Source organism: Schleiferilactobacillus shenzhenensis LY-73, from assembly GCF_000469325.1.
Taxonomy (GTDB): domain Bacteria; phylum Bacillota; class Bacilli; order Lactobacillales; family Lactobacillaceae; genus Schleiferilactobacillus; species Schleiferilactobacillus shenzhenensis.
The window spans coordinates 29458-29846 of record NZ_KI271591.1; positions in this window are offsets into that span (position 1 = coordinate 29458).

Consider the following 389-nt stretch of genomic DNA (forward strand, 5'->3'; position numbering starts at 1 on the left):
TGCGTACTTTGCATTGGCTTAAAGTCGCCGCACCACGTTCCAGCCCCCGCCCGCGGAGCCCGGAGTCACCCGGTACAGCACAGGACAGCAGCCTGCCTCCGTAAACGGGCTCCGGCCGACAGCAGCCTGCCTCCGTAAACGGGCTCCGCCGAGCAGGTCACCACAGTCTAAGGACCATAACACCAAAAGCCCAAGTGCGGGGCTTTTGGTGTTATGGCCACTTAGCCTGGGTGGCCTAAGCGCTCGGCTGCGCCCTCTGCCCTCTAAACGGGCTCCGGCCGACAGCGGCACACGGTCTGAGGACCTTAAGCCAAAAATCCCAAGTGCGGGGATTTCCGGCTTAAGGCCACTCAGCCCGGTGCCGCTAACCGTCGGCCTCCGCCCTCTGC